20 protein-coding genes are annotated in these 19,748 nt (G+C 66.0%); 6 read left to right on the top strand and 14 right to left on the bottom strand.

Annotated features, from left to right (window positions below; translation table 11 throughout):
• Positions 1–184: 184 nt before the first annotated feature.
• Positions 185–1,132, top strand: a complete 948-nt coding sequence (locus P2G62_RS04235; RefSeq protein WP_275733620.1) for a 1-phosphofructokinase family hexose kinase — start codon at positions 185–187, stop codon at positions 1,130–1,132.
• Positions 1,133–1,159: 27 nt separating this feature from the next.
• Here P2G62_RS04235 and P2G62_RS04230 read toward each other — a convergent pair whose 3' ends face one another.
• Positions 1,160–2,818, bottom strand: a complete 1,659-nt coding sequence (locus P2G62_RS04230) for an NAD+ synthase (RefSeq protein ID WP_275733619.1) — start codon at positions 2,816–2,818, stop codon at positions 1,160–1,162.
• A gap of 276 nt (positions 2,819–3,094) precedes the next feature.
• Here P2G62_RS04230 and P2G62_RS04225 point away from each other — a divergent pair, with 276 nt between their 5' ends.
• A complete protein-coding gene (locus P2G62_RS04225; RefSeq protein WP_275733658.1) occupies positions 3,095–4,522 on the top strand; it encodes a 2-isopropylmalate synthase in 1,428 nt (475 codons plus the stop codon).
• Positions 4,523–4,550: 28 nt separating this feature from the next.
• Here P2G62_RS04225 and P2G62_RS04220 read toward each other — a convergent pair whose 3' ends face one another.
• Positions 4,551–5,312, bottom strand: a complete 762-nt coding sequence (locus tag P2G62_RS04220; protein WP_275733618.1) for an EcsC family protein — start codon at positions 5,310–5,312, stop codon at positions 4,551–4,553.
• 53 nt (positions 5,313–5,365) lie between these two features.
• Positions 5,366–5,863 carry an N-acetyltransferase gene (locus tag P2G62_RS04215; RefSeq protein ID WP_275733617.1) on the bottom strand — a complete coding sequence of 166 codons (498 nt, stop codon included), beginning with the start codon at positions 5,861–5,863 and terminating at the stop codon, positions 5,366–5,368.
• Positions 5,864–5,941: 78 nt separating this feature from the next.
• On the opposite strand from P2G62_RS04215, the gene P2G62_RS04210 reads away from it, so the two are divergent.
• A complete protein-coding gene (locus P2G62_RS04210) occupies positions 5,942–6,541 on the top strand; it encodes a flavin reductase family protein (RefSeq protein ID WP_275733616.1) in 600 nt (199 codons plus the stop codon).
• Positions 6,542–6,672: 131 nt separating this feature from the next.
• Here P2G62_RS04210 and P2G62_RS04205 read toward each other — a convergent pair whose 3' ends face one another.
• Entirely contained in the window at positions 6,673–7,527 is an 855-nt protein-coding gene (locus tag P2G62_RS04205; protein WP_275733615.1) for a DMT family transporter, read from the bottom strand.
• Positions 7,528–7,646: 119 nt separating this feature from the next.
• Here P2G62_RS04205 and P2G62_RS04200 point away from each other — a divergent pair, with 119 nt between their 5' ends.
• Positions 7,647–8,519, top strand: coding sequence for an S-methyl-5'-thioadenosine phosphorylase (locus P2G62_RS04200; RefSeq protein ID WP_275733614.1), 873 nt, complete (start codon positions 7,647–7,649; stop codon positions 8,517–8,519).
• Positions 8,516–9,055: an adenine phosphoribosyltransferase gene (locus P2G62_RS04195; RefSeq protein ID WP_275733657.1), complete on the top strand. Its 540-nt coding sequence runs from the start codon at positions 8,516–8,518 to the stop codon at positions 9,053–9,055. Before P2G62_RS04200 ends, P2G62_RS04195 begins: the two co-directional genes overlap by 4 nt.
• Before the next feature lie 124 nt (positions 9,056–9,179).
• Here P2G62_RS04195 and P2G62_RS04190 read toward each other — a convergent pair whose 3' ends face one another.
• The 10 genes from P2G62_RS04190 to coxB all read right to left on the bottom strand — a co-directional run bounded on the left by P2G62_RS04190 (position 9,180) and on the right by coxB (position 18,026).
• Positions 9,180–10,577, bottom strand: a complete 1,398-nt coding sequence (locus P2G62_RS04190) for an FAD-binding oxidoreductase (RefSeq protein ID WP_275733613.1) — start codon at positions 10,575–10,577, stop codon at positions 9,180–9,182.
• Between the two features lie 72 nt (positions 10,578–10,649).
• Complete coding sequence (locus P2G62_RS04185; RefSeq protein ID WP_275733612.1) at positions 10,650–11,234, bottom strand: GNAT family protein; 585 nt, start codon at positions 11,232–11,234, stop codon at positions 10,650–10,652.
• Complete coding sequence (locus tag P2G62_RS04180; RefSeq protein WP_275733611.1) at positions 11,234–12,493, bottom strand: pitrilysin family protein; 1,260 nt, start codon at positions 12,491–12,493, stop codon at positions 11,234–11,236. The genes P2G62_RS04185 and P2G62_RS04180 overlap by 1 nt, the downstream gene beginning before the upstream one ends.
• Complete coding sequence (gene thrC / locus P2G62_RS04175; protein ID WP_275733610.1) at positions 12,490–13,881, bottom strand: threonine synthase; 1,392 nt, start codon at positions 13,879–13,881, stop codon at positions 12,490–12,492. Before thrC ends, P2G62_RS04180 begins: the two co-directional genes overlap by 4 nt.
• A gap of 9 nt (positions 13,882–13,890) precedes the next feature.
• Positions 13,891–14,568, bottom strand: a complete 678-nt coding sequence (locus P2G62_RS04170; protein WP_275733609.1) for an SURF1 family protein — start codon at positions 14,566–14,568, stop codon at positions 13,891–13,893.
• A 71-nt stretch (positions 14,569–14,639) separates the two neighbouring features.
• Positions 14,640–15,443 (bottom strand): cytochrome c oxidase subunit 3, encoded by an 804-nt coding sequence (locus P2G62_RS04165; protein WP_275733608.1) that lies wholly within the window; start codon positions 15,441–15,443, stop codon positions 14,640–14,642.
• Positions 15,444–15,462: 19 nt separating this feature from the next.
• Positions 15,463–16,044, bottom strand: a complete 582-nt coding sequence (locus tag P2G62_RS04160) for a cytochrome c oxidase assembly protein (protein WP_275733607.1) — start codon at positions 16,042–16,044, stop codon at positions 15,463–15,465.
• Positions 16,041–16,286: a hypothetical protein gene (locus P2G62_RS04155; protein ID WP_275733606.1), complete on the bottom strand. Its 246-nt coding sequence runs from the start codon at positions 16,284–16,286 to the stop codon at positions 16,041–16,043. Before P2G62_RS04155 ends, P2G62_RS04160 begins: the two co-directional genes overlap by 4 nt.
• Positions 16,286–17,218, bottom strand: a complete 933-nt coding sequence (gene cyoE, locus P2G62_RS04150; protein ID WP_275733605.1) for a heme o synthase — start codon at positions 17,216–17,218, stop codon at positions 16,286–16,288. The genes P2G62_RS04155 and cyoE overlap by 1 nt, the downstream gene beginning before the upstream one ends.
• Positions 17,219–17,240: 22 nt before the next feature.
• On the bottom strand, positions 17,241–18,026 hold the full coding sequence (coxB, locus tag P2G62_RS04145) for a cytochrome c oxidase subunit II (RefSeq protein ID WP_275733656.1): 786 nt from the start codon (positions 18,024–18,026) through the stop codon (positions 17,241–17,243).
• Positions 18,027–18,278: 252 nt separating this feature from the next.
• On the opposite strand from coxB, the gene tldD reads away from it, so the two are divergent.
• A complete protein-coding gene (gene tldD, locus P2G62_RS04140) occupies positions 18,279–19,700 on the top strand; it encodes a metalloprotease TldD (protein WP_275733604.1) in 1,422 nt (473 codons plus the stop codon).
• Positions 19,701–19,748: the final 48 nt, after the last annotated feature.

Genomic DNA, 19,748 nt, shown 5'->3' with positions numbered 1-19,748 from the left:
GTCGCAACCTCGCGCGCACCTGCACACGGGTCCGCCGCCTGCCTGATTATGCGTCAGTTCGCCCCCCTGCAGCGGAATTGCCTGTCTCCGCCGCGCCCGGCAGTTTGGTTGCGTGGTCCGGCCTTGGCGCCCTGTGGCGAACCTGTCATGCTGGCGTTACCGCCGCGGCGCAGAAAAGGACACCATGACCTCGATCCTGACCATCACGCTCAATCCCACCGTCGATCTGTCGATCAGCGCCGATCATGTCGCCCCCGAGCGCAAGCTGCGCTGCTCGCGCCCCGAAACCGATCCGGGCGGCGGCGGCATCAACGTCAGCCGCGCGCTTTCGGCTCTGGGCGGGCATTCGACCGCCTTCGTGGCACTTGGCGGGCCGACAGGCGACATGGTGATGCATCTGCTGGCCGAGGCGGGCATCGGCCTGGCGCCCTTCCCGGCCCCCGGCGAAACCCGCCAGAGCCTGACGGTGACCGACGACTCCACCGGCGAGCAATATCGCTTCGTCATGCCCGGCCCGGACTGGACGCCACGCGACGTGAGCAAGGCGTTGCATCGCATCGGCAAGGCCGCGCCCGAAAACGGCATCGTCGTCCTGTCCGGCAGCCAGCCGCCCGGCGTGCCCGATGACTTCCCCGCCCGGCTGGCCACCCGCATTGCCCGCACCCGTGCGCGATTCTTCCTCGATACCTCGGGCAAGGCGCTGCACAAACTGCTGGAGGCAGGCGCAAAACCCGCCGACGTGCTGCGGATGGATGATCTGGAGGCCGAGGAACTGGCAGGCCGTCCGCTGCCCACCCGCAAAGACAGTGCCGACTTCGCGCAAAGTCTGGTGCGGCGCGGTCTGGCCCATGCGGTGATCGTCGCGCGGGGGGCGGATGGCAACGTTCTGGCCACCGATCAGACCCGCTGGGTGGCACAATCCGTGCCGGACAAGGTGGTTTCCAAGGTCGGCGCCGGTGACAGTTTTGTCGCCGCCTTCGTGCTGGCGCGCGGGCGCGGCCTGCCCCTGCCCGAAGCGCTGCGCTGGGGGTCTTCGGCGGCCGCCGCAACGGTGATGACCCCGGCCACAGATCTGGGCACCGAGCGCGCCGTGAAGCACCTGCTGCGCAGCTGCACCCTGGAAGCGGTTTGAAAGGGGGCGCAGACGCCCCCTGCCCGCTCAGCTGGAATCGCGCCAGCGGTTGACCATCGGATAGCGCCGATCAAGCCAGAAGGCCCGTGTCGTCAGACGCGGCCCCGGCGCCGACTGGAAACGCTTCCATTCCGCCCTGTAGAGCAATTGCTCGACCCGCTTCACGGTGGCGCGATCGAACCCTGCGGCGACGATCTCGGCGACCGACTGATCCTCTTCCACCAGCCGCTCAAGGATCGCATCAAGCACCTCATAGGGCGGCAGGCTGTCCTGATCCTTCTGATCGGGGCGCAGTTCGGCCGAGGGCGGCTTGTCGATGATGCTGGGCGGGATCACCTCGCCCGCGGGGGCCTGCATCCAGGGGCGATGGTTGGCATTGCGCCAGCGGCAGGTTTCGAATACCCGCGTTTTATAAAGGTCTTTCAGCGGGTTATAGCCACCGGACATGTCACCGTAGATGGTGCAATACCCCACCGCCATTTCGGATTTGTTGCCCGTGGTCAGCAGCAGACCGCCGAACTTGTTAGAAATCGCCATCAGCATCACGCCGCGCAGACGCGACTGGATGTTTTCCTCGGTCACATCGGGTTTCGTGCCGCCCATCAGATGCGCCAGCGCCCCTTCGACGGCATCGCGCGCGCCTTCGATGCTGACCGTATCGAGCCGCGTTCCCAGCCGCCCGGCAATATCCGCCGCATCGTCCAGCGAACTTTGCGAGGTGTATTCCGAGGGCAGCATCACGCAATGCACGTTTTGCGGACCCAAAGCATCGGCGGCGATTACCGCCACCAGCGCCGAATCGATCCCGCCGGACAGGCCCAGAACCACCTTCGAGAACCCCGATTTCGTCAGGTAGTCATGCAGCCCCAGAACCATCGCACGATAGTCCTGTTCCCAGTCGTCAGGTTGCGCATCGCATCGCCCGGGAACCGCGCGCCAACCATCGGGGCCGCGCTCGAAATCGACATGCTCGATCTGTTCCTCGAACGCCGCCATCTGCACCGCCAGCTGACCGTGCGGATTGAGCACGAAACTGGCGCCATCGAACAGCTGGTCATCCTGCCCGCCCACCATGTTCAGATAGACCAGCGGCAGCCCGGTTTCGACAACCCGCGCCACCGTCACATTCATCCGCAGGTCGAGCTTGCGGCGCCGGTAAGGCGAACCGTTGGGCACCAGCAGGATCTCGGCGCCGGTTTCGGCCAGCGTCTCGGCCACGTCGGGGTGCCAGGCATCTTCGCAAACGGGCGTGCCGATGCGCAGCGGGCCGATCCGGTAAGGCCCTGAAATCGGGCCCGAATCGAACAGGCGCATTTCGTCGAACACATCATCATGCGGCAAGTGATGCTTCAGCAGGCGCGCCACGACCTTGCCGTCCTGCAGCACATAATAGGCGTTGTAATGCCCGGTCTCGTCCCAATAGGGCGCACCGATCCCCAACGCCGGGCCGTCGGTGATCTGCGCGGCCAGTGCCTCGACCGCGGCCATCGCCTCGCGCACGAAAGCGGGTTTGAGCACCAGATCCTGCGTCTGATAGCCGGTCAGGAACATCTCGGGCAGCGCCACCATGTCGGCCCCCGCGGCCCGGCCCTGCGCCCAGGCGGCCAGCGCCTTTTCGGCATTGGCGGCGAAGGCACCCACCGTGGCGTTCAGCTGGGCAAGGGTCAGGCGAAATCTGTCGGCCATGGCACGGTCCTTTTGTGCGGTCCCGCCCAGATTTAGCGGCTGATCGCCCCGGTTGAAAGCGCCTGCGCGCAAAAACCCGCAAGCCCGCGCCCGGCGCCCGCCGGGCGCTTGTCTCGGGGGCGTACGGGCTTTAGTCTGGCCGCGCCCGGGCCGGACCATCCCCCGGGTTCCTTCGGGACACGAGACAGGGAACATAACATGGCGCGCATTTCGGGCATGAACGGTCAACTTCGGGCGATGTCTCTGGCGGTGGTGCTGGCGGGGCTGGGGCTGGGCATGTCGGGCACGGCGGGCTTCGCGCAGGAAATCGTGACCAAGCAATACGAGGATGGCGGGCTGTACGAGGGCACCTTCAAGGACGGCAAGCAACATGGCCGCGGCACCTACAAGCTGCCTTCGGGGTATGAATACGAAGGCGACTGGGTGATGGGCCAGATCCTGGGCCAGGGCCGGGCGCGGTTTCCCAACGGCTCGGTCTACGAGGGGCAGTTCGCCAGGGGCGAGCCTAACGGCAAGGGCAAGATCGTCTTTGCCGATGGCGGCACCTACGAGGGCGACTGGGTCGCGGGCCAGATCACCGGCGAAGGCGTAGCACATTATGCCAATGGCACGACCTATACCGGCACGTTCAAGAATGCGCTCCACGACGGCAAGGGGGTGCTGACCGGCGCCGATGGCTATCGCTATGATGGCGACTGGGTCGGCGGCGTAAAACAGGGCCGCGGCAAGATCACCTATCCCGACGGCGCGGTCTACGAAGGCGACATGCTGGCCGGGTTGCGGGCCGGACAGGGCAAGCTGACCATGGCCGACGGGCTGACCTATGAAGGCGGCTGGCAGGAAGGCCAGATGAACGGCACCGGCCGGCTGCAGCAGGCCAACGGTGACATCTACGAAGGCGAGATGGTCGCGGGCAAGCGGCAGGGTCAGGGCAAGGTGACCTATGCCAACGGCGACACCTATGAAGGCGGCTTCATCCTCGACCAACGCCACGGCAAGGGCATCTTCCGCGGCACCGATGGTTACGTCTATGACGGGGACTGGTCAGGCGGGCGGATCGAGGGGATGGGCACGGTGACCTATCCTGACGGCTCGGTCTATACCGGGCAATTCGTGAACGATCTGCCCGAGGGCCGCGGCAAGATCACCTATCCCGACGGGTCGAGCTATGAGGGCGATTGGGTCGCGGGCGTGATCGAGGGCACCGGCATCGCAAAATACGCCAACGGTCTGGTTTACGAAGGGCAGTTTCTGGCGGCGCGCAACCATGGCAAGGGCCGGATGACCTACCCGGACGGCTATATCTATGACGGGGACTGGGCCGATGGCCAGCGCCACGGACAAGGCCGCGCGACCTATGCCGATGGCACCGTCTATGAAGGCACCTTCGAGGCCGGTCAGCGCGCGGGACAGGGCCACATCACCATGCCCGACGGCTTCACCTATCAGGGTGGCTGGCGCAACGGCGAGATCGACGGCCAGGGCGTGGCCACCTACGCCAATGGCGATGTCTACGAGGGCATGTTCGTGCAGGGCAAGCGGCAGGGCAAGGGCGTCATGCGCTACAAGACCGGCGAGGTCGCCTCGGGCACCTGGTCGGAAAACACCCTGACCGAAGAGGCCCCGGCAGAGGAAACCACCGACGCGCCAGCGGAAACTGTCGCCCCGGCGGGCACGGCCCCCGCCCCGGACGCGACCCAATAAGCCGACCCCGGGCCCCGCTGCGCGGGGCTCAGGCTTTCTTGACGATCCGCGCGACCAGTTCCTCGCGCAGCAGGCCTTCGTCTTGGCCACTGTCACGGGCCAGGCGTTTGAGCCCGAAATGCACACGGGCAATATCCTGGTAATAGCTGGTGAACGTGTAATTCACCGCGGCCCCTGCCACCGCGCCCAGCACGGGTGCCGCCTGCGCGGCCAGCTTCTGGCCCAGAACGGCGGCGAAACGCGGCGCGACCCGGGCGATCAACCCGTTCAGCGCCGGGCCGGTGATCGTGACCTTGGCGGTCAGAAAGCCCATGTCCGTACCATCGTCCTGCGCCAGCGGTCCGGCGCTGGCAAAAACCCGCAGACATTCGACACGCACCTCTTCCGAGCCCGGATCGAAGCCATGCTCGGCCGCAATCCCCTGGATTGCACGCAACAGCATGGTGACGGTGAAGGGCAGTTCGGTCAGCGCCCCGGGCAAACCGCCCAAGCCCCCCGCCGCGCCCATCGCCGTGGTCAGCGCGGTATTGACCCAATCGGCACGGTCCGAAACCACCCCGCGCGACCGCCCCGCCGCGCTCAGCGCGGTTTCCAGCGCGCGCGCCGTGGCACCTTCCAGCCCGTCGCGGACCCCGGATGGCAGCTTGCCCAGCAAACCCTCGGCCGACCCGCCGATGAACCCCAGCACCTGCATCCCGACACCCGAGGCCGCCCGGTGGCGTTTCGCCAGAGCGTCGAGTTCGGACAGAACCGCCGGGTCGCTGACCGGCAACAGAATTTCAGGCGTCATCGCGGGCCTCCCTTTTGTCCATCATATGGGACGGGACAGCACGTCGCACCAGATCAGCGCGCGGGTTTTTCCGGCATCTTCTCGACCGGGCCACGCACGCCGTCCCAGGCGCCGGGCTGCAATTCCAGCCCCAGAACGCGGTCGGGGTTGGTGGGCGGCGGCATGATGACATCGTCCAGCTTCTCAAAACCGAAGCGGGTGTAGTAGGGGGCATCGCCCACCAGAAGCACCCGCTCCCAGCCCAGACGCCGCGCCTCGGCCAGGCTTTCGTGCATCAGGATACCGCCCAGCCCCTCGCCCTGCCGGGTCGGGTGCACCGCGACGGGGCCCAGCAACAGCACCCGCTTGCCGCCCACCATGACCGGCCAATAGCGGATCACCGCAGCCAGAACACCATCCTCGCGCAGCGTCAGGCACAACGGATGCACCTTTTCAACGCCTTCGCGCAACCGATAGGAAGACAGCGCCGTGCGACCGGGGGCAAAGCACAGGTCATAAAGCGCCTCGACCTCCCACCAGTCGGCCTCGGACTCTTCCTCAAGCTGATACATCGGCGCCCATCCCCCGCGAATCCCTCGCAAAACGCGCCTAACACGCGTTAATGTCAGGTTCAAATCAAAGGAGCCGCGATGTTCTACCGCCCCGAAGACGGCCACGGCCTGCCGCACAATCCGTTCAATGCCATCGTGGCCCCCCGCCCGATCGCCTGGGTCTCGACCCGCGGCAGCCTGGGCGACAATCTGGCCCCCTATTCGTTCTTCAACGCGGTCGCCTATACCCCGCCGCAACTGGTCTTCGCCTCGACCTCGGCCAAGCCGGACCGGGGCGATACCAAGGACACGCTGGCGCAGATCCGCGAAACCGGGGTGTTTTGCGTGAACCTGACAAGCGAGGCGCTGATCGGGGCAATGAGCGCCACCTCGGCGCCTCTGGCCGCGGGCGAGGACGAATTCACCGCCGCCGGGATCGGGAAAGCGCAATGCGAGACCATCGACTGCCCGCGCGTGGCCGCGGCCCCGGCCAGCCTCGAATGCCGCCTGGTGCAGGTGATCCCGCTTCTGGGCGCGCATAATTTCCTGATCCATGGCGAGGTCACGGGCGTGCATATCCGCCCCGATTGCCTGAAGGACGGGCGCTATGCCCCGCCCGACCGGCTGACCCGACTGGGCTACAAGGACTATGCCACGCAACGCGACACGTTTGAGCTGGATCGTCCGCCCGGTGGATGAGGCCGGGGGCCCTGCCCCCGGACCCCCGGGATATTTCGACCAGAAAGAAAGCAAGACCCCGCCCTGCACATCTCTCTGGGGCCAATATCCCGGGGGTGAGCGGCGCAGCCGCGAGGGGGCAGCGCCCCCTATTATGTGCGTGCCCCGCGCAGCAGCGTATAGATGCCACTGGCGATGATCAGCCCGGCGCCCGCCAGCGTCGCCAGATCGGGGCGCTCGCCAAAGACCAGGACGCCCATGATCAGCGCAAAGATCAGACGGGTGTAGCGGAAGGGCGTGACCACCGAGACCTCGCCGATCCGCATGGCGGCCGTCAGGGCCCAATAGGCGCCGACGCCGAACAGGACCGCGCCGCCGATCAGCAGCAGCGTTCGGCTTTCCGGCAGGGCGGGCGTGCCGCTGAAGGCCAGAATGATCGCCCCCGTCGGGATCAGCGCGGCAAAGCCGTAGATACCCAACTGGAAATTCGACAGCACCTTGGGGGCCGCGCGGGTCGTCAGATCCCGCCCGGCAAAGCCCAGAAGTCCCAGCACCGTCCACAGCGCCGCGGGCACAAACCCCTCCATCCCCGGGCGCAGGATCACCAGAACCCCCACGAAGCCCAGTCCGATCGCGGCCCAGCGGCGCGGCCCGACCCGTTCGCGGAAGAACAGCGCCGCCCCCGCGACCACCACCAGCGGCGTCGCCTGCAAGATCGCAGAGGCGTTCGACAGGGGCGTCAGCGCGATGCCCAGCGTGTAGCCCAGCCGCCCCACCACCTCGAACCCGGCCTTCATCAGCAACAGCGGGCTGATCACAGCCGGGTGCCAGATCCGCTGCCCCGCGGCACGCGTCAGCACCATGAAACAGATCATGCCGCCCAGCCCGAACAGCATCAGCACCTCGCCCACGGCCAGGCGCGTCGTCGCACTTTTGATGAACATATCCTCGACGGCGAAGGCCGCCATGGCCAGCGTCATCAAGACCGATCCGCGAATGTTTTCCAATCTCTGCCCGCCTGTCCCGTTTTGCGGCGACTATGGGTGAAAACTGCGGCAATGAATATGCCCTTTTCACCACGCTGCGCGAGGCCTAGTCTTGCGGCGGTGCAGCGCAGGAGGACCCCATGGAGAAGATGATCGGCGTAATCGGCGGCTCGGGCGTCTACGAGATCGCCGGGCTGGAAAACGCCGCCTGGATCAGCGTCGACACGCCCTGGGGGGCGCCCTCGGATCAGGTTTTCACCGGCACGCTGAACGGGGTGAAGATGGCCTTCCTGCCGCGGCACGGGCGCGGCCATGTGCATACCCCGACCACCGTGCCCTACCGCGCCAATATCCATGCGATGAAGGCGATGGGCGTGACCGATCTGGTTGCTGTCTCGGCCGTGGGCAGCCTGAAGGAAGCATATGCCCCGGGCGATTTTCTGATTGTGGATCAATATATCGACCGCACCTTCGCGCGCGAAAAATCGTTTTTCGAACCGGGCCTCGTTGGCCATGTCTCGGTCGCGCATCCGGCTTGTGCACGACTGTCCGCCGCCTGTGCGCAGGCCGCGCGCGGCACCGGCGTTCAGGTCCACGAGGGTGGCACCTATGTCGCGATGGAGGGGCCGCAATTCTCGACCCTGGCCGAAAGCCGCCTCTATCGCAGTTGGGGCGCCGATGTGATCGGCATGACCGGCATGCCCGAGGCCAAACTCGCCCGCGAGGCCGAGATTTGCTACGCCTGCGTCGCGATGATCACCGATTACGATTGCTGGCACCCCGAACATGACGCGGTTGACGTGGCGCAGGTGGTTGCCACCGCGATGAAAAACGCCGACAAGGCGCGCGCATTGGTGGCGGCCCTGCCCGGGCTTCTGGCGGCGCCGCAAAGCGAATGTCCCTGCGGCTGCACCCGCGCGCTCGACAGTGCGATCATGACCGCGCCGGGGAAACGTGACGCCGGTGTGATGGCAAAACTCTCGGTCGTCGCCGGCCGCGTTCTGAAAGGCTGATCCCCATGAAAACCGTCAAGGATTACATCCGCACCATCGCCGATTTCCCGCATGAAGGGATCATGTTCCGCGATGTCACCTCGCTGTTTGCCGATGCGCGCGGGTTTCGCATGGCGATCGACCAGCTGCTGCACCCCTGGGCGGGCCAGCAAATCGACAAGGTGATCGGGCTGGAGGCGCGCGGCTTCATTCTGGGCGGCGCGATCGCGCATCAGTTGTCTAAAGGCTTCGTGCCGATCCGCAAGAAGGGCAAACTGCCCGGGCAGACGATCAGCCAGGCCTACAAGCTGGAATACGGCGAGGCGATCATGGAGATCCACGAAGACGCGCTGCAACCGGGCGAGAGGGTGCTGGTGGTCGACGACCTGCTGGCAACGGGCGGCACCTGCGAAGCCTCGATCAAGCTGATCGAACGGCTGGGCGCCGAGATCGTCGGCTGTTCCTTCATCGTCGATCTGCCCGAACTGGGCGGGCGCAAGCTGCTGGAAGGCCTGGGCATGCAGGTCAATGTCCTGTGCGAATTCGACGGGGCTTGAGAGGGGCGCTAACCTTTCCTCAACCGGAATCACGCTATCCCAAGCGGACCTGATGGTTCGGCTGCTTGCAAACATGTGAACCAAAAGTGTGGCGCCCTGCCTCCCCCGGCGGGGCGCCTTTCGATTAGCGCAACACCGCCCCCGGGTTCATGATGCCCAACGGATCAAGCGCCGCCTTGATCGCCCGCATCGCGGCCAGCTTGCCGGGGTCGCCATACCGCTCCAGATCCGGCACTTTCAGCCGCCCGATACCATGCTCGGCCGAAACCGAACCGCCGAAGCCATCGACGATCGCATGCACCAGGTCCTTCACCTGGCCACGCAGATTGGCATATTCCGCCCGGCTGCGCCCCGGCGCGGGAAAGACGTTGTAATGCAGATTGCCGTCGCCCACGTGGCCAAAGCAGTTGATCCGAAAATCGCCCAGCGTGCGCACCGCCGCCCCGGCCTGTGCGATGAACTGTGGCAGATCGGGCAGCGGCACCGAGATGTCATGGCTGGAGATAGAGCCGATCCGCTTGTTCGCCTCGGGCAGGGACTCGCGCAGCGTCCACATCTGCGCACGCTGGGCGCCCGATTGCGCGATCACGCCATCCTCGACCAACGCGCCCGCCGCCTCGAACAGCCCGGCCAGAGCCTCTTCGGGGTCGATCCCCTCGGGCAGGCCGACTTCCACCAGCACCATCCAGTCCGGGCGCACAGCAAAGGGCTGATGCACCGGCGGGCCGACCTCGTCCAGAAACTCCAGCCCCTGCCGCGCGATCAGCTCGAACGCGCTGACACAGCCCGGCATCCGCGCCTCGGCCAGTGCCAGCAGCTCCAGCGCGGCGGCCGGGGACGGCACCACGAACATCGCCGTGCCAAGGCTTGCAGGCTGCGGAAACAGCCGCAGGCTGGCAGCGGTAATCACCCCCAGCGTGCCCTCGGCCCCGATCAGCAGATCCTTGATGTCATAGCCGGTGTTGTCCTTGCGCAATCGCCGCAGCCCTGCGATCACCGTGCCATCGGCCAGCACCGCCTCGATGCCCAGACACAGCTCGCGCGCATTGCCATAGCGCAGCACGTTGACGCCACCCGCATTGGTCGCAAGGCACCCGCCGATCCGCGCCGTGCCCTGACTGGCCAGGGTCAGCGGAAACAGCCGCCCCTGCGCGGCGGCGGCGGCCTGCGCCTCGGCCAGTGTCGCCCCCGCCTCGATCACCAGCACATGATCGTCGAGCGCGCGCACCGCGGCCATCTTTTCCAGGCTCAGGATCACCGGCGCCGGGCCTTCGGTCTGCACCTGCCCGCCTACAAGCCCGGTCCCGCCGCCATAAGGCACGACCCCCACCCGCGCGGCATGGCAGGCGCGCAACACCCCCGCCACCTGCGCGGTATCGGCGGGCTTCGCCACCACGCCGCCCCGCCCTTCCCACAGCCCCCGCGGCTCTTCCAGATAGCGCGGCTCGGGTGCGCCCAGCGACAGCCCGGGCACCGCCTGCGCCAGATGCGCAACAAAGGCCTGATCTGCGGGGTTCAGCATTTTTGCCTCTTCTTTCTGGCCGAAATATCCCGGGGGTCCGGGGGCTGGCCCCCGGCGCGGGCCATATGCGTTTCAGCCGATATCGGTCCGCCCGCGCCGATCCGGGCGCAGGTTGGAATACAGCACATGATTGCGCCAGCGCCCGTTGATCTGCAAATAGCTCTGCGCGACGCCTTCGTATTTGAAGCCCGATTTTTCCAACGCCCCGCGCGACGCCACGTTTTCGGGCAGGCAGGCGGCCTCGATCCGGCTCAGGTCCAGCACGCTGAAGGCGTAATCCACCACCGCGCCGATCGCCTCGCGCATATATCCCTGCCGGGCGTAGCGTTGCCCCACCCAATAGCCCAGCGTCCCCGCCTGCGCCGGGCCGCGCCGGATACTGTCAAGCGTGATCGCCCCCAGCACTCGCGCATCCTGTTTGCGGATCAGGAAGAATGGCAACGCAGTGCCCGCGCCCTCGGCCCGGGCCGCCCAATAGACCCGGTCGGCAAAGGCCTTGCGGCCCAGATGGTCGGGCGCCCAGGCGGGCTCCCACGGGGTCAGGAAATCGCGGCTTTCCTCGCGCAGCAAGGCCCAGTCGCGGTAATCGGAATGCATCGGCAGGCGCAGCACCATCCGCGCCGTCTCTACCGAGGGCTTCCGACGCCGCCCGAGCATCAGCTGGCAAGCCTGTCGCGCAGGGCCTCCAGCGCGGGCGCATCGCCGACCGGGCCGTAAAGCGCCAGCGCCGAGCGCCCCGAGGCCGCCAGCCGTCCGGCATAGTCGCGCACCGCCTCGCAGCTGACCGCGTCGATCTTTTGCGACACCTCTTCCAGCCCCGGCACCCGGCCCCAGATCGACAGGTTGCGCGCCATCCGCTCGGCCCGGCTCGAGGCGCTTTCCAGCCCCATCAGCATGCCCGCCTTCATCTGAGCGCGCGCGCGCGCCACCTCGGCCTCGGACATGTCGTCGGCGGCCCGTTTCAGCTCGTCCACGGTCAGGCCGCACAGCGCGCCGATTTCTTCCTCGGAGGTGCCGGCATAAATCGTCACCATGCCGGTGTCGTCATAGGCGCCCGCCTGCGCAAAGATCGAATAGCACAGGCCGCGTTCCTCGCGGATCTTCTGGAACAGCCGGCTCGACATGCCGCCGCCCATCGCGGTGGCATAGACCTGCGCGGTGTAAAGATCGGCGTCGCGATAGGCCGGGCCCTCGAAGGCCAGCGCGAAATGGACCTGCTCCAGATCCTTGACCTCGCGCCGTTCGGACCCTTGCCACAGCGCGCCCTGCACCGGATGCGCCCCCACCGGCGACAGCCCGCCAAAGGCGGCTTCGGCCTGTTTCACGATGGCGTCGTGATCGACCGCCCCCGCCGCCGACAGGATCATCTGATCGGGGCCGTAATGTTCGGCCACAAATCCTGCCAGATCGGCGCGGCCAAAGGCCTGCACCCGTTCGGCCGGGCCCAGAATCGTGCGCCCCATCGCCTGATCGGGATAGGCGGCCTCTTGCAGCCAGTCGAAGATGATGTCGTCGGGCGTATCGAGCGCCTGACCGATTTCCTGCAAGATCACATGCCGCTCGACCTCGATCTCGCGCGGATCGAAGATCGGGTTCAGAACGATGTCGGAAATCACCTCCAGCGCCAGCGGCACGTCGCCGCCCAGCACGCGGGCGTAATAGGCCGTCATCTCGCGCGAGGTATAGGCGTTGATATAGCCGCCCACATCCTCGATCGCCTCGGCGATCTGCAGCGCGGTGCGGGTCCGGGTGCCCTTGAACGCCATGTGTTCCAGGAAATGGGCGATCCCGTTCTGTTCGGGGCGTTCGTGGCGCCCGCCCGCAGTCACCCAAATGCCCACCGTGGCCGAGGCCAGCCCCGGCATCGCTTCGGTGATGATCCGCAGACCGTTCGGCAGCGTCGTCGTCTGGATCACTTGCGCCGTCCCTCTTCGATCAGCGCTTCCAGCGCGGCCAGATCGTTGGGCACGCGCGTCACCCGCTCGGGGCGATCGAACAGATCGGCCATCCGAGGCGGCAGGCCGGGGCGAATGCCCGTCGCAGCCGCGACCGCATCGGGGAACTTGGCCGGATGCGCGGTGGCCAGCGTCACCATCGGTACCGGCGCCGCGACATGGGCCGCGCCCACGCGCACGCCCACCGCCGAATGCGGGCACAGCAATTCACCCGAACGCGCGAGTTCGTCGCGGATCGTTTCGCTGGTCTCGTCCTCGGACACCCGCCCCGAGACATAGACCTCGCGCAGCGCCTGCAGCGCGCCTTGGCTGACGCGGAAGCCGCCTTCGGTTTTCAGCTCGTCCATCAGTTGCGCCACGGCGGCGCCGTCGCGGCCATAGGCCCAGAACAGCGCCCGTTCGAAGTTCGAGGAAATCTGAATATCCATCGACGGGCTGATCGAGGGTTTCACCCCGTCCATCCGATACTCGCCCGTAGTCAGGCAGCGGTGCAGGATGTCGTTCTGGTTGGTCGCGATCACCAGCTTGTCGATCGGCAGGCCCATTTCCCGCGCGATGAAGCCCGCGAAAATGTCGCCGAAATTGCCGGTGGGCACGGTGAAGCTGATCTTGCGACCCGGCGCGCCCAGGCTGACGGCGGCGGTGAAGTAATAGACCACCTGCGCCAGAACCCGCGCCCAGTTGATGCTGTTGACACCCGCCAACCCCACCGCATCGCGGAATTCGAAATGGTTGAACATGTCCTTCAGACGGTTCTGGCAATCGTCGAAGGTGCCATCCAGCGCCAGCGCATGCACGTTGGCCTCGGGCGGGGTGGTCATCTGACGGCGCTGCACCTCGCTGACGCGGCCATGCGGGAACAGGATGAAGACATCGACGTTTTCAAGGCCCTTGAAGGCCTCGATCGCGGCCGAACCGGTATCGCCCGAGGTGGCGCCGACAATGGTGATGCGTTTGCCCTGCTTGGCCAGTTCGATCTGAAAGAGCTGGCCGATGATCTGCATGGCGAAATCTTTGAATGCCAGCGTGGGCCCATGGAACAGTTCCAGCAGGAAATGCCCCTGATCCAGCTGCACCAGCGGCGCGCGCGCGACATGGCCAAAGCCCGCATAGGCGCGCGCGATGGCGCCGCGCAGTTCGGACTCGGTGAAGGTTTCGCCCACGAAGGGGAACATCACGCGGAAGGCGACCTCTTCATAGCTTTGCCCAGCCAGCGCCGTGATGTCATCCGCGCTCATCGCGGGCACGGTTTGCGGCACATACAGCCCGCCATCGCGCGCCAGCCCCGTCAACATCGCTTCGCCGAACGTCAGCACGGGGGCCTGCCCCCGGGTCGAGATATACCGCATCAGTCACCCTCAGATCTGTTGCCGCCTGATACGCCACAACAGGAACGCTGTCATCCCCGCCCAGACGATTGCGAGCGAAAACCACGTGATTGCATAGTTTCTGTGATCATTTGGAATGCCGGTGATGGCAATCGGCTGCGGGGTCACCCCCTGCGTGTCGCCCTCGATCCGGGCGGCGACCACCAGAACCGGCTCTGTCCCCAGATGTTCGGCCATCGCGGGCACGTCGCGGGCATACCAGACCTGCGCAGCCAGATCGGGCGCGGGGGTGTAGCTGTCGGTTTCTTCGGGCCAGTGCAGATTGCCGGCCACGATCAGCGCGGTGCCCGGGCGCGGGCTACGCCGCGCCGCCTCGGGGATGAAGCCGCGATCCAACAGAACCTGCCGCCCCTCGCCGGTCTCGAAGGCCGAAATCACCTCATAGCCTGGGCCCACGCCCTTTTGCCCCGACAGCACCAGAACTTCGGCGCCGGTGGTCGCCCCTGCCATCATCACCGGCGTGTATTTCAGTGCGCGCGTATCGGTGCCTTCGGTGGGCAGATCCTGCGCGGGGCCCGCGATCTGCGCGGAAATCTCGGCCAGCATCTGTTCTTTCCAGGCCAGACGACGCAACTGCCAGAACCCGAGGTTCAGCAAGATCGCGCAGCCCACCACGCCCAGGATCAGCGGAAAGATATAGCGTTTCATCGCCCCTCCAAAGATTGCGGCGCGAAGGTTGCCCCCCGCGCCGCGCGCATGTCCCGGGCGCCAAGGGGCGCTTACGCGCTGCCCCAGATATAGATCGAAGCAAAGAGGAAGAGCCACACCACATCGACGAAGTGCCAGTACCAGGCCGCAGCCTCGAAGCCGACATGCTCGTCCGGGGTGAACTGGCCCTTCATCACCCGGATCAGACAGACCAGCAGGAAGATCGTGCCGATGATGACGTGCAGACCGTGGAACCCCGTCGCCATGAAGAAGTTAGCGCCATAGATATTGCCCGCCAGACCAAAGGCCGCGTGACTGTATTCATAGGCCTGAAAGCAGGTGAACAGCGCCCCCAGCAGAACCGTCAGGATCAGACCGTTTTTCACGTCCTTGCGGTTGTTTTCATGCACCAGCGCATGGTGCGCCCAGGTCAGCGTGACACCCGACAACAGCAAGATGACCGTGTTGATCAGCGGCAGATGCCAGGGGTCGAAGGTTTCGATGCCGGCGGGCGGCCATTGCCCGTCGACCGCCGGGCTTTCGGGCCCCATCGGATACATCGCGTGCTTGAAGAAGCTCCAGAACCAGGCGGCAAAGAACATCACCTCGGACATGATGAACAGGATGAAGCCATAGCGCAGCCCGATGCGAACCACCGGCGTGTGTTCGTGCCGCTCGCCCTCGGCCACCACGTCGGACCACCAGCCATACATGCAATACAGCACCAGCAGCAGCCCCGCGAAGAAGATGAAGGGGGTGACCTTGGTCATCCACATCACCGCCCCGAAAAGCATGACAAACGCCCCCAGCGCGCTCAGCAGCGGCCAGATCGAGGGGGGCAGGATGTGATAGTCGTGGTTCTTTGCATGCGCCATTTGGGTTGTCCTGTCGGCCTCAGTTGACGGGGATCTTCGCAACGGGCGCCAGCGCGGCCTGCTGCGAAGGCAGATCGGTTTCAAAGAAAGTATAAGACAGCGTGATATTGCGGATGCGGCCCGCATCCCGGTCGGTGACCAGCGCCGGATCGACGAAGAACGAGACCGGCATCTCGACCCGCTCGCCGGGTTGCAGCACCTGTTCGGTAAAGCAGAAGCATTCGATCTTGTCGAAGAACCCACCCGCCAGATCGGGGGCGACGTTATAGCTGGCCGTGCCCGCGACGACCCGGTCGGTGGGGTTGTAGGCCTCGAAATAGGCCAGCCCGGTTTCGCCGATGCGCAGGGTCATCTCGTTCTGCACGGGGCGGAATTTCCACGGCATGCCGCGCGCCACATTGGCGTCGAAACGCACGGTGACGGTTTCATCCAGGATCACGTCGGACCCGGCCTGCGACACCTGCGTGGTGCCGGCAAAGCCGGTGGTGCGGCAGAACCAGTCGTAGAACGGCACTGCAGCCCAGGCCCCCGCCCCCATCACCACGATGACGGCCACCAGTTGCAGCACGATACGGCGGTTGGAGCGGGCCGGGGCGGTCATTCGCTCACCTGTCCGATCGGCGCGCCGGGGGCGATTTTCGCAGGCCGCGCAGGCGCTGGGTCGGACGCAGGCAGCATGCTGACGCGCGGCTGGTGGTCATAGGCCTGCATCTTGTCGCCGCGCTGCACCTTGACGATGGTCAGCCCGAAGACCAGCACCACGAAGCCGATCAGCACCAGCCCCAGCCCGGCATTGCGGCCGAACCGGCGGCGGTGCAATTCGTGATCGCGCGTAAAAGCCATCACCAGCCCCCCATGCCGAACAGGCTCAGGCCTTTTTCGGCCAGCAGCGCCAGAAAATGCCCGAACAGATAGAGCAGCGAGAAATAGAAAAACCGCTTTTCGGTGGCGTATTTCTCGGCCAGGGCGGCGGCCTCGTCGCGCCGCCACAGCCGGACCGCACCCCGAATGAACAGCGCATTCAGCACCAGAGCCACGGCCAGATAGACCGGCCCGCCGATGCTGGTGAACGCAGTGCCCACCGCCACAGGCGCAAGGATCAGCGTATAGAGCAGGATCTGCCCGCGCGTCACCCGGCGGCCATGCGTCACCGTCAGCATCGGCACACCCGCATTGGAATAGTCATCCTTCATAAACAGCGCCAGCGACCAAAAATGCGGCGGGGTCCACAGGAAGATGATCGCGAACATCGCCAGCGATTCCATGCTGATGCCGCCCGTGGCCACCGCCCAGCCGATCATCGGCGGGAACGCCCCGGCGGCGCCGCCGATCACGATGTTCTGCGGCGTCGCGCGTTTCAGCCAGATAGTGTAGACGACAACATAGAAGAAGATCGTGAAGGCCAGAAACAGCCCGGCAAAGATATTGGCCGCCAGCGCCAGCATCACGCAGGAAATCCCCGCCAGCGCCAGCCCGAAGCCCAGCGCCTCGCCCTCGGTCACCCGACCTGCGGGGATCGGGCGGCTTTGGGTGCGGCGCATCAGCCGGTCGATGTCGGCATCATACCACATGTTCAGCGCGCCCGAGGCCCCGCCCCCCAACGCGATGAACAGCACCGCGACGAAACCCACGAAGGGATGCACCCCCACGGGCGCCACGACCAGACCGACGAAGGCGGTGAACACCACCAGTGACATGACCCGCGGCTTCAGCAGGGCGATGTAATCGCCGAACTGGCCTTCGGTGTCGCGCTCGAGAATGCCGATATCGCTCATCGCTGCCCTCCCCGGCACGCCGTCAGTTCGACGCGACTTTCACCGGCGCGGGCGTGTCCAGCGCGGCAAAGCCGTTCTTGGCGCGGTCGAGCCACTGGGCATAGACCTCGTCCGAGACGACCTTGACCACGATCGGCATATAGGCATGCGCCTGCCCGCACAGTTCGGAACACTGGCCGAAATAGACGCCTTCCTTGTCGGCATTGAACCACAGCTGCGCGATCCGCCCCGGCACGCCGTCCTGCTTGACCGCGAACGCCGGCAGCGCCCAGGAATGGATCACATCCGCGCCGGTCACCTGCATCACGATGGTCTTGCCCACCGGCACCACCACGGCATTGTCGGTCGCCAGCAGATATTCGTCGGGGGCATAGCCATGCTCGGCCAGGTCTTCCTTGGCCAGCATCAGCGCATCGAAGCTGACGCCTTCATCCGGGTATTCATAACCCCAATACCACTGATAGCCGGTGACCTTGATGACGATATCGCCCTTGGGAATTTCCTGCTGCTTCCACAGCGTGGGCAGCGAAAACGCCCCCACAACCACCAGGATCAGGATCGGCACGATGGTCCAGGCGATTTCCAGCGGCGTGTTGTGGGTGAACCGCGACGGCGTCGGATTGGCCCGGCTGTTGTAGCGCACGATCACATAGATCAGCAGCGCCACCACGAACAACGTAATTACCGTGATGATCGTCAGCAGCATATGGTCCAGCCATTGCTGGTCATGCGCCAGTTCCGACGAGGCGGGCTGAAAGCCCACGCCCTGCGCATGCGGTTTGCCGATCACCGGCAAACCCTTGATCATGTCCTGGGCGTGAACCTGACCGGCAACGAATGCCGACGTGAAAGCGGCCGCGAAACCGCAGCGGATAGACGCAAAGCGCATTCGAATTCTCTCTCCCTGATGCGGCTCTCCCTGCCGCCAGCGCAAAGCGGTGCTTCCCTTCACCTCTTGGCGCTGTATGTATTCCTATGGAAAACATATTCATTTGGGTCCGACAAGCAAAAGCTGCGACACTCTGTCGCTTTTTGGGACGCCGCCGGAGAAGGAAGTGCCATGAGCCAGGATCATTTCGCGCCATTCGAACAGCAATTGGACGAGGCCCGCGCGTTGCAGGTTCTGCGCGAGGCCACTGCGGGCGCCGAGGATGGCGAGCTGTTTCTGGAGCGTCGCCGCTCCGAGGCGCTGGTGTTCGATGATGGCCGGATCAAGACCGCGTCTTACGACGCCTCCGAAGGGTTCGGGCTGCGCGCCGTCAAGGGCGAGGTCGCGGGCTACGCCCATTCGACCGAGATTTCCGAAAGCGCGCTGAAACGTGCGGCGGAAACCGCGCGGCTGGCGGTGGGCGATGGCGGCGGCGTGATGGCCCCGCCCCCCGCGGGCACCAACCGGCGGCTTTATGGCGATGCCGACCCGATGGCCGATGCGACCTTCGGGGCGAAAATCGACATCCTGCGCGAGATCGACGCCTTCACCCGGGGTCTTGACCCGCGTGTCGTGCAGGTGTCCGCCAGCATGGCGGCCAGCCTGCAAGAGGTCTTCATCCTGCGTCCCGAAGGCGGGCTGGTCAGCGACATCCGCCCGATGGCACGGCTGAACGTTTCGGTCATCGTCGAGGAAAACGGGCGGCGCGAAAGCGGCGGGCATGGTGGCGGCGGGCGCTTTGGCCTGTCGGGGCTGATCGAGCCCGCGCATTGGCAGCCGGTCGCGCGCGAGGCGCTGCGCATCGCGCTGGTCAATCTGGTGGCCGAACCCGCACCCGCCGGACAGTTCGACGTGGTCCTGGGGCCGGGCTGGCCCGGCGTGCTGCTGCACGAAGCCGTGGGGCACGGGCTGGAAGGCGATTTCAACCGCAAGAAATCCTCGGCCTTCGCCGGGCTGATGGGCCAGCAGGTCGCGGCCAAAGGCGTCACCGTGCTGGATGACGGCACGATCCCGGACCGGCGCGGCTCTATCTCGGTTGACGACGAGGGCACGCCCTCGGGGCGCAATGTGCTGATCGAGGATGGCATTCTGGTGGGCTACATGCAGGACCGGCAGAATGCGCGGCTGATGGGCGTGGCCCCCACCGGCAACGGGCGGCGCGAAAGCTTTGCCCATGCGCCGATGCCGCGGATGACCAACACCTACATGCTGGGCGGCGACGCCGACCCCGCCGCGATCCTGGCCGATCTGAAAGACGGGATCTACGCGGTGGGCTTCGGTGGCGGGCAGGTCGATATCACCAACGGCAAGTTCGTGTTTTCCTGCACCGAGGCCTACCGGGTGAAGAACGGCATCATCGGCGCGCCGGTCAAGGGCGCCACGCTGATCGGCGACGGGCCGACCGCGATGCGCCAGATCCGCGCGATCGGCAACGACATGGCGCTGGACCCCGGCATCGGCAATTGCGGAAAGGCCGGACAATGGGTGCCGGTGGGCGTGGGCCAGCCGACGCTGATGATCGGCGGGCTGACGGTCGGCGGTTCCGCCGCCTGAGATCGGGCGCGGCCTTAACCAGACCGACCGGGGCGTGGCGAAGCCCCG

This window comes from Paenirhodobacter sp. CAU 1674 (assembly GCF_029222945.1).
Taxonomy (GTDB): domain Bacteria; phylum Pseudomonadota; class Alphaproteobacteria; order Rhodobacterales; family Rhodobacteraceae; genus Rhodobacter.
The sequence above is the reverse complement of the archived record's forward strand: the minus strand, read 5'-3'. Positions and strand labels throughout refer to the sequence as shown.

Excerpts from the sequence above, each read along its gene's own strand:
- P2G62_RS04155 (WP_275733606.1), bottom strand. The coding sequence starts at position 16,286 with ATGGCTTTTACGCGCGATCACGAATTGCACCGCCGCCGGTTCGGCCGC.
- P2G62_RS04190 (WP_275733613.1), bottom strand. The coding sequence starts at position 10,577 with ATGCTGAACCCCGCAGATCAGGCCTTTGTTGCGCATCTGGCGCAGGCG.
- thrC (WP_275733610.1), bottom strand. The coding sequence starts at position 13,881 with ATGCGGTATATCTCGACCCGGGGGCAGGCCCCCGTGCTGACGTTCGGC.
- P2G62_RS04210 (WP_275733616.1), top strand. The coding sequence starts at position 5,942 with ATGTTCTACCGCCCCGAAGACGGCCACGGCCTGCCGCACAATCCGTTC.
- P2G62_RS04160 (WP_275733607.1), bottom strand. The coding sequence starts at position 16,044 with ATGACCGCCCCGGCCCGCTCCAACCGCCGTATCGTGCTGCAACTGGTG.
- P2G62_RS04225 (WP_275733658.1), top strand. The coding sequence starts at position 3,095 with ATGTCGGGCACGGCGGGCTTCGCGCAGGAAATCGTGACCAAGCAATAC.
- P2G62_RS04220 (WP_275733618.1), bottom strand. The coding sequence starts at position 5,312 with ATGACGCCTGAAATTCTGTTGCCGGTCAGCGACCCGGCGGTTCTGTCC.
- P2G62_RS04170 (WP_275733609.1), bottom strand. The coding sequence starts at position 14,568 with ATGAAACGCTATATCTTTCCGCTGATCCTGGGCGTGGTGGGCTGCGCG.
- P2G62_RS04215 (WP_275733617.1), bottom strand. The coding sequence starts at position 5,863 with ATGTATCAGCTTGAGGAAGAGTCCGAGGCCGACTGGTGGGAGGTCGAG.
- tldD (WP_275733604.1), top strand. The coding sequence starts at position 18,279 with ATGAGCCAGGATCATTTCGCGCCATTCGAACAGCAATTGGACGAGGCC.
- coxB (WP_275733656.1), bottom strand. The coding sequence starts at position 18,026 with ATGATCAAGGGTTTGCCGGTGATCGGCAAACCGCATGCGCAGGGCGTG.
- cyoE (WP_275733605.1), bottom strand. The coding sequence starts at position 17,218 with ATGAGCGATATCGGCATTCTCGAGCGCGACACCGAAGGCCAGTTCGGC.
- P2G62_RS04200 (WP_275733614.1), top strand. The coding sequence starts at position 7,647 with ATGGAGAAGATGATCGGCGTAATCGGCGGCTCGGGCGTCTACGAGATC.
- P2G62_RS04235 (WP_275733620.1), top strand. The coding sequence starts at position 185 with ATGACCTCGATCCTGACCATCACGCTCAATCCCACCGTCGATCTGTCG.
- P2G62_RS04165 (WP_275733608.1), bottom strand. The coding sequence starts at position 15,443 with ATGGCGCATGCAAAGAACCACGACTATCACATCCTGCCCCCCTCGATC.
- P2G62_RS04230 (WP_275733619.1), bottom strand. The coding sequence starts at position 2,818 with ATGGCCGACAGATTTCGCCTGACCCTTGCCCAGCTGAACGCCACGGTG.
- P2G62_RS04185 (WP_275733612.1), bottom strand. The coding sequence starts at position 11,234 with ATGCTCGGGCGGCGTCGGAAGCCCTCGGTAGAGACGGCGCGGATGGTG.